The 8370-nt window shown below is 46.6% G+C and carries 6 protein-coding genes and 1 pseudogene; 4 read left to right on the top strand and 3 right to left on the bottom strand.

Going from position 1 to position 8370, the window contains the following annotated elements; translation table 11 throughout:
• Positions 1 to 158 precede the first annotated feature (158 nt).
• Complete coding sequence (locus FH603_RS27125) at positions 159 to 2573, top strand: TonB-dependent receptor (protein ID WP_186742302.1); 2415 nt, start codon at positions 159 to 161, stop codon at positions 2571 to 2573.
• Positions 2574 to 2668: 95 nt separating this feature from the next.
• Positions 2669 to 3709: pseudogene (locus FH603_RS28820) on the top strand (ISAs1 family transposase); the annotation flags it as partial.
• A gap of 88 nt (positions 3710 to 3797) precedes the next feature.
• On the opposite strand, the gene FH603_RS27130 reads toward FH603_RS28820, so the two are convergent.
• The 3 genes from FH603_RS27130 to FH603_RS27140 form a co-directional block, all read right to left on the bottom strand.
• Positions 3798 to 4961, bottom strand: coding sequence for an IS256 family transposase (locus FH603_RS27130; protein WP_186742310.1), 1164 nt, complete (start codon positions 4959 to 4961; stop codon positions 3798 to 3800).
• Between the two features lie 859 nt (positions 4962 to 5820).
• Positions 5821 to 6705, bottom strand: coding sequence for an IS3 family transposase (locus tag FH603_RS27135; RefSeq protein WP_235985639.1), 885 nt, complete (start codon positions 6703 to 6705; stop codon positions 5821 to 5823).
• 5 nt (positions 6706 to 6710) lie between these two features.
• Positions 6711 to 7007 (bottom strand): transposase, encoded by a 297-nt coding sequence (locus tag FH603_RS27140; protein ID WP_186742304.1) that lies wholly within the window; start codon positions 7005 to 7007, stop codon positions 6711 to 6713.
• A 128-nt stretch (positions 7008 to 7135) separates the two neighbouring features.
• Between FH603_RS27140 and FH603_RS27145 the strand changes: the two genes are divergently transcribed.
• Both FH603_RS27145 and FH603_RS27150 read left to right on the top strand, forming a co-directional pair.
• Positions 7136 to 7723 (top strand): helix-turn-helix domain-containing protein, encoded by a 588-nt coding sequence (locus FH603_RS27145; RefSeq protein WP_186742306.1) that lies wholly within the window; start codon positions 7136 to 7138, stop codon positions 7721 to 7723.
• A gap of 221 nt (positions 7724 to 7944) precedes the next feature.
• Complete coding sequence (locus tag FH603_RS27150; RefSeq protein WP_186742308.1) at positions 7945 to 8160, top strand: helix-turn-helix domain-containing protein; 216 nt, start codon at positions 7945 to 7947, stop codon at positions 8158 to 8160.
• Positions 8161 to 8370: the final 210 nt, after the last annotated feature.

Raw genomic sequence — 8370 nt, forward strand, 5'->3', positions numbered from 1 at the left:
TTGGAGTTTCACGGTGGCTACGGCTGAAGATAAACTCAAACGATGGTATGAGCAGGTCAATCCTATGAATAAATCAGATTATTCTAATAATTAAATTGGACAAGTACTAGTTATTTCTGAGCAAAGGCCACTACCATATGTTTACCAATCGTTCACGTTTGTCTTCCTGGTTTTTGACGGCGATTCTAGTCGTTTTTGGGGGACACGGGCTCACTGCACAGTCCAATCCGTTCACCGTGGCCGGATCGGTAAAGGATACTAAAGGAAATGCCCTGGTCGGTGCCCACGTTGCTCTTTTCAGGCTATCGGAAACAACGCCGGCTTTCAATACGTCCAGCGCTGCCGATGGACGGTACGAATTTAAGAATATCCCGAAGGCTACTTATTATCTCAAATCATTCATGTTGGGTTTTCGCCCGTTGAAAGCGGACTCGGTGGTGATTAGTACGACCAGTTCGCCGGATGGGGTTTATGATGTGGTAATGACAGAAGCCACACTGGGGATCCAGGCCGTTGACGTAGTTTCCAGGAAACAGACTATTGAGATGCAAAACGGAAAGCTAATTTTCAACGTACAAAATAGTGCGTTAAGTGCTGGCTCTTCCGCGCTCGATTTGTTGAGAAGGGTGCCTGGCGTAAGCCTGGGGCAGGATGATCAGATTATGCTCAAAGGGTCATCAGGACTCAATGTGATGGTCGATGGAAAGATGACCTATCTTTCCCAGCAGCAGCTCGTGCAATTGCTGAAGGGCATGAATGCTGAAAATATTAACAAAATTGAAGTCATTACGACGCCGACGGCTGAATTTGATGCCGCGGGAAATGCCGGGATTATCAATTTTGTAATGAAAAAAAACACCCAGGACGGCTACTCGCTCGACATCCGGTCAGGTGTTTCGAAAGGTAAATTCTGGATGGTTAATGAAAATATAACCGGGAGTTACCGCAAGGGCCGCATCAACCTGTTCGGCTCCATCGATTTTAATACGCCACACAGCAATTTTGTCAGCACCAGCGGAAATAGTTTCTTCGAAAACGGTCAGCCAATCATTATTCGCCGTGAAAACCAGAATCCGCTCAAAATTAAATTTTACACCTACAAAGCAGGTATTGACTGGCAGTTGTCCACTAAGCACCGGTTAAGCGTTGGCTACAACGGCTATTTTGATGATTTTGTCAAGGACAACGCGCCGTCCTTAGTGAAAAGATACGATGCAACCGGCCAGCTTTTGGGTTCGGTGAGAAGCACCAATTATCTGGCTGAGCCTTATCATTATGACGCTACCAATCTCAGTTATACGTACAAGATCGATAGCCTGGGGAAGCAGCTAACCGCCGATGCGCATTACATTTCTTACCGGAATTATTCCGACGGCGTTCTGAAAAGTAGTTTTCAAGATGCGACAGGCACTCAGTCGGCGCCCGATGAGCGACTGCAAAGCCATCAGCCAGGAACGATTTCGATCCAATCAGTTAAAATGGACCTAGTTCTACCTTACCCGGCAGTTACCTTAAAAGCGGGGGTTAAATTTGCTTACGTTACCAATGATAACCGGTATAGTTTTGATTCGCTTCGTGATGGCCGATTTATTGAGGCATCCTCGATGTCAAACCATTTTAAGTACAACGAAAAAATTAGTGCGGTTTATGGTTCAGGGGTTAAAAAGTTGGGTAAAACAAGCCTTGAAGCCGGTCTGCGTTTAGAATCAACGGTGGCCGAAGGGTATACCGTCAAACAGGCCGTAGCCAATAGCTGGAATTATACGAAGCTGTTTCCGTCGTTATCCATTGATCATGAACTTGACAAAAATAACAAGCTCAACTTCTCGGTAAGCCGACGCATTGACCGGCCAACTTATGCTAGTCTGAACCCGGTAAGATGGTATAGCGATCAATACTTTTTTTATTCGGGGAATCCGTATCTAAAACCGGAAATGGCATGGCTGTTCTCGGCTGGTTACACGCTGAAGGAAAAATACGTGCTAACTGTCAGCTACAGTAGGCATACCAATTATATTTCTAAAAGGCTGGTGGTTGAACCGGGAACTAATGCGATTGTGAGTCAGATTGCTAATTTTGATAAAATGGAGCGTCTTGACGTGCTCACATCGATTCCAATAAGCTTATCCCCGTTGTGGGAATTGCAGCTTACAACGGGGACCAGTTATACCAGTTATCCAATACCCTTGTTAAATGGCGAAAAAACGTTCAGCAAATGGGCCGCTAGTGCTATGCTTAATCAACAGCTAAAACTGCCGGGTGGGCTAAATTTTGAACTCTCGCTTAGTTACTACTCAAGTGAACTCTGGGGAATTTACTTAAAAGAGGGTATTTTTCTAGCCGGTGCCGGAATTCGAAAGTCGTTTTACAAGAATAAACTGGATGTTCGGGTTTCATTCAATGATTTTCTGGGAACCAACCGGTATGCCGGCAAATCGTTAACCGATTACACTGATTATCAGTACTATGATAAACCCGACACTCGAAGAGTCGGTGTTTCCGTAAAATATCATTTTGGCGGCAAATTACAGTCCAATCAGTCCCGCCGGATTGAAGAACAGGATAGACTTTAATAGCGCATCGCCGTCATTAAATGCTACAGGGCTTTCTTATAAAAACGGGCAAGTAGTCGTTCGCCCTACTTTTGTGGTTGCAACACTACAAAATCATGACTACTCCTGCTTGCCCGGTTAAAACTACCTCTTTTTTTCAACTCCTCGACCAAACTCATGACCTGGATAGGCGTGATAATCGGGGCAAACGACACTCGCTGGCATTAGTACTCACCGGCTTAGTAGCCGCTCTGTGCTGTGGACGGGATGGTAACTTGTGGCGGCTACACCGGCACATGACCAACCAGTTCGAGAGTCTCCTTGAAGCAACGCAATTAACTGATCACAAGGTCATTTCACGCGCTCAGTTACCTATTTTGTTAGCTAAAATTAACGGCTCACGCTTCACTGAGTTACTCTTTGAGTGGTTTGGATTCGTGCTGGAGGAGAACCAGAAACGGTGGTTTGCCGTAGATGGAAAAGAACTGCGCGGAAGCATTCAAACCGGGCATACACGCGGAGAAGTGTGCGTCTCAGCCTTGGCTCACCAGAGTCGGCAGGTAGTCGCCCAGACCTTTTATTGTGGTGCTAAAGAAAGCGAACGACCAGCCGTGAGCCACCTACTGGAGCAAGGGCGTTTAGTTGGGCAAAAACTCACGCTCGACGCCCTGCATCTGATCCCCCTAACGTTGCACTCGATTCATGCCGCAGCAGGGGTCTATGTGGTGGGCCTGAAGGCCAATCAAACGCATTTGTACCGGTACTGTATTTGCCGCTGCCTATTTAATGGTTCTGATTACGAGCGAGTTGATGCGGAAGCCAAGCATCACGGCCGCGTTGAGCAGCGTACTTATTGTTGCTTTTCGCTGAAGCCATCGGCTTTGGCCCCGCGCTGGCAGGATGCGGGTGTAGCGACGCTGGTGTGCGTAGAACGGTGTCGTCAGCAAGCAGGCGTCGTCAGCAAGGAACTAAGTTACTTTGTCAGTAATAACCGCCCCACCAGTTCGTCAGAAGCGGAGGAATTGTTTAATGCCATCCGTCAGCATTGGGCTATTGAAGTAATGCACCATAAACGGGACGTAACTCTATCCGAAGATGATCTACAAACAGGCAGTAGGGCAGTTAGTCGACTTATGGGCAGTCTACGCACACTGGTTATCAACTTATTAGAACGTTTGAAGGTCAAAAATATGGCTGCTCAGTTAGACAATTTTGCGGGAATGTTCAATGAAGTGTGTCATTTCCTCAGATCGTGGTGTAATTTCGAACACGGTCTTCAAACAAAATCGCCAATTGCTGGAGTGTTGAGCCCCAGTTTTGCAAAGGCATCTTCCAGCTCTCTAGAATACGTTGTGTCGTTAGGTAAAGTAATTTAAGCAGGGCCGTTTCTGAACTGAAAGCGCCTTTAGACTTCGTCACGCAACGAATCTGACGATGAAATCCCTCCACCGTATTCGTCGTATAGACGACTTTGCGAATAGCCGCTGGGTACTCAAAGAAACGGGTTAGCCGCAACCAATTTCGTTTCCAACTCTCAACCACCAGCGGATACCTTTGCCCCCATTTGTCCGCAAAATCGGTCAGTTTTTGTTCAGCTCCGCTCAGATTTGCCGACTGGTAGATAGGTTTTAAGTCGGCCACTACCGCCTTTTGATCCTTTGAGACCACATACCGAAGTGACGCACGGACTTGGTGAACCAAACACAACTGAACATCGACATTGGGAAACACCGTTTCAATCGCATCACCGAAACCGGATAAGTTATCAATGGAGCAAATCAGCAGGTCTTTCACCCCCCGGTTTTGTAAATCAGTCAGCGTGCTAAGCCAAAAACGAGCACTTTCTGCGTCGCCAATGTAGATGCCCAGCAAATCTTTACGCCCCTGTAAATCAACTGCTAAGATATTGTAGGCGGCCTTGCTAATGACTTTTCCATCCTGCCGAACTTTGAAATGAACTGCGTCCAGCCATACAAAGGCATAAACCGGCTCTAAGGGGCGGGAACGCCATTGCTCAACTAGGGGGAGGATTTTATCCGTGATGGCGGATAACTGGCCTGAACTGATGTCCAGACCATATAAATCCTCCAGATGCTCTTGAATGTCCTGGTAAGACATGCCCTTGCTATAAAGCGAGAGGATTCGGTTGTCGAGGCCTTCGCCCAGGGTTGTTTGTCGTTTACCAATGAGCTTGGGATCAAACGACCCATCTCGATCACGGGGCATTTCAACGCTCACCGGCCCATGCCCTGTCTTAACTTGCTTTGTGGTACTGCCGTTACGACGATTAGGTCGGTTTCGCTCCACGTGAGCTTGCATCTCCCCCGACAAGGCCGCATCGAGTAAATCTTTCAATAATGGAGCCAGCAGGCCATCTTTGCCTGTCAATTCCTTCTCGCCAGCCATCATTTTCGCGATAGTTTCTTGGCGAAAGGCTTCATAATCGAAGCCGTTTTTATCCCCTTTTATATCCATTTGATTGTCAAGTTAGCAAATTATAACTTGACACACTTTATTGAACACTCTCAATTTTGCCGATAAATTTCCTACCTTAATTCAGTTTCTAACCCAACAAATGGTTTCATAAGAAAGCCCTGTTAAATGCTATTACCACCCCAGCCGTTAAGATTTGTTTTATCGCCGGAAATTATGTAGACGTTTTATTCGAATAGAGCAGTTCTATCGATTCATTGACTGAGTGAAAGAAATGTAATTCACGATCCCGTACCAGCCAGTATGGGACTATGCGAACAGGAATTAGCTGTTCCAAGCCACCTGCTCATCTCGTTGAAAGAGCGTTTTTTTGAGAAGTATAGCTGTAGCGTAAAAGTTCTTTTTAGACTGAATTGCAATTAATCCAAATCCCGGTCGCCGTTGTAGTGTGGTTCAGGGGGTGACCTCAGAAATGGTTGCATCTATTCTCTTTAACCGCTTCGTTGACAGAAAAGCAGGAAAACATAGGTTCCTGTTGAACATTTGTGAATTACCTTGCTGATGACGTTTCATCTGGCCTACACCTCGTGTTCATTTACTATCCAATATCCACATAGAAATCATTACCTACAAACCCCAAAATCCTGCTCTGTGGCCCTACATTAGCTATTATTATCAACAAGAGTACACGCAACCCAACCCGGCCTTACGATATCAGTGTTTTCCTCATCTAAATTTGTCCGTTTCCCTATTTGAGCGAGCCTTTTTTCAATTCGACCAGCAAGGTTCATTTGTTACATATTGGGGTGGTCGGGTTTTGTCGGACAGTCTCTTGCTAGTTCTGAGAGATATGTTTAGACTCAAATTGAACAGGACTGCAATACTGTAAGCTTGAGTGCTTGCGCACCACATTGTAATAGTTATCGATGTAGTCGCCGATCTCGGCGCGAGCATCGTCTAAGCTCAAAAATACACCTAATTCCAATACTTCGGCTTTAAGCCGTGACCAGAAGGATTCGGCAGTGGCGTTGTCATAACACTCACCAGCCCGGCTCATGCTCCGCAAATGCTTGCCAGCCAGTAACTTACTAAAATCCTTGGAGGCATACTGACTACCACGGTCTGAATGAAGGATCAATCCATTGGCCGGTTGGCGACCTAGCAACGCCCGCCGTAAGGCCGTGATGACTAACTCATCGCGCATGTGATCGGCGAGACACCAGCCTACCACACGCCGTGACCATAGGTCCAACCACACAGCCAGATATAGCCATTTGCCGTTAGCCAGGGGGATGTATGTTATGTCCGAGACCCACACCTGGTTGGGACCTGTAGGGCGTGGCCTATCCAGCAACAGGTTAGGCGAGTAGCCCATCGTATGGCGGCTATCGGTAGTGCGTGGTACGAAGCTACGCGGTTGAATCGGCCTTAGTTGATTCTCTACCAGTACCCTACGGACGAAGTCCCGACTTATTTTAACACCCCGGTCTTTCATCTCACTAACCAAGCGTCGACTACCATATCGACGCTGATGCAAACCAAATAAGTCTTTGATTTGCTGGGTGTTATCGACCTTGATACGTACACTGTCAGTGTCTTTCGTTGATGACGTTGCAGTCGGTTTGAGCCACTCGTAGTAGCCACTACGATTAACCTCCAACGTCTGGCAAAGCACCAGCACAGGAAAGTACTGGCTTTGCTCTTGAATGAAGCGATACATGGCCTTTAGCTCGGTTGAGTGAAGATCGCTATGCTTTTTTTTAATATGTCGCGCTCCATCTCAGCCCGTTTGAGCTGGGCTTTGAGCCGTTCATTTTCGGCCAGTAGTTCGCTGTTACCCACTTGCTTTTGAACCTGCTTCTTGTGAGCATGTTTCCATGTATGAAGTAGTTGGTCGCTGATGTTGAGACTTTTAGCGACCTGAGCTACGGATTGGCCTTCATCAATCATGCGTAGAGCCTCCGTCTTGAAGGCTTTATCGAACTTGCGATAGGGAGTAGTTGGTTTGTTGGGACTTGCCATGATAATCGAAGTTACGCAAGAACACTGTCCGATTCAGCACGACCATGTCATATCATCCTGACAGTAAATCACTTTGTCTACTCACGTTTGTTCGATCGACGCCTTTATGGGTTAATCACAAAGGTCCCTTGCGTAAAATAGCGATCGTCTTTGAACCCCTCGGATTACAAGCCTTAAGTCAACAACCCTTATTACGTCTGACCCGAGGAGCGGTCACTCCCGTCGATCCTTTTGGCGGACAACTCACCCAATTAATTCCTTCATTGTTTGCATCCGCTACTGCTGAAGAATGGGTAAATGATTTGGATAGCTTTTTTCTTACTCTAACAAAGCCATTAACATACCCTGTTTTATCCTCTTTAATTCAACAAACAACCCAAGTGATAGATGGACAACCCCTCCATCAAATTGCTAGTCAGTATCAACTAAGCCGGCGCCACATGGGTCGACTTTTTCAGTATTATCTGGGTTGTTCGCCTGAAACATACCGTCAAATTGCTCGATTTCGGTATGTACTTCAACTAGCCACTCAATTGGGTACTAGACAGACCTTCACCGAACTGGCCTATCAGACGGGGCATGCTGACCAGGCCCACTGGAACAAGCAGTGTCGTAAATGGACAGGCTATACTCCTAGTACCTTATTGACGGTCGGTACGCAACTAGGGCAGCAAAACTTGTTTTGGCGGTTGATAGAAGACCATACTATAATCTAGAGATGTCCCAATGATACAAGTAGGGCGTCAAGATACCGATTACTTTTGGGCAATGGTTCACTTGTTAATGGATTGATTTGTAGTTAATTCTCTTAAAAGTGGTTCATCCACTACTCAGAATAGGTAGTGGTCTGCTAGTTTTCCTACTAATCTGACTATAGACTTTTCGATAACGTGTTAGAATCGCTACCTTACCCAAATACAAATTAACTTTTGGCCCCATGCGTGTTGACGATGCCGATTTACTTGACGAAGTACTACTGGAAACGGTCGAGTATAGTCCCGACTTGAAAGCACTTGCCCTGCGAATGATTCATCAGCAAAAGGGCCAACTGGAAACCGTAGCAACCCAAACCGGACTGCCCCTGAGTACACTCTATTATTGGCTAAAACAATGGAATGAGCAACAACGACTCCTTAAAAAAAAGCTTAATTAGTCGTCGGGGAGCGGGGGGCGGCAGGGTAGCCCATGCGACAGAACCGGATTGGGAAACCTGGCGCCAGCACTTACAAACTCAGCCTGTTGACCACTGGACTAGTAGCCAATTGGCTACTGAGTTCGCCTCAATCACTCACATTCGCTACAGTCATTCTCATTGGTGCAGCCTACTACGAGACCGTGAAGGAATGTATTTCTATAAGCCTCG

The organism is Spirosoma utsteinense (assembly GCF_014282275.1).
Lineage (GTDB): Bacteria > Bacteroidota > Bacteroidia > Cytophagales > Spirosomataceae > Spirosoma > Spirosoma utsteinense.

What these genes read in the sequence shown, in the direction of transcription:
- FH603_RS27130 (WP_186742310.1), bottom strand. Translation starts at nt 4,961, where the DNA reads ATGATGGCTGGCGAGAAGGAATTGACAGGCAAAGATGGCCTGCTGGCT.
- FH603_RS27135 (WP_235985639.1), bottom strand. Translation starts at nt 6,705, where the DNA reads ATGTATCGCTTCATTCAAGAGCAAAGCCAGTACTTTCCTGTGCTGGTG.
- FH603_RS27140 (WP_186742304.1), bottom strand. Translation starts at nt 7,007, where the DNA reads ATGGCAAGTCCCAACAAACCAACTACTCCCTATCGCAAGTTCGATAAA.
- FH603_RS27150 (WP_186742308.1), top strand. Translation starts at nt 7,945, where the DNA reads ATGCGTGTTGACGATGCCGATTTACTTGACGAAGTACTACTGGAAACG.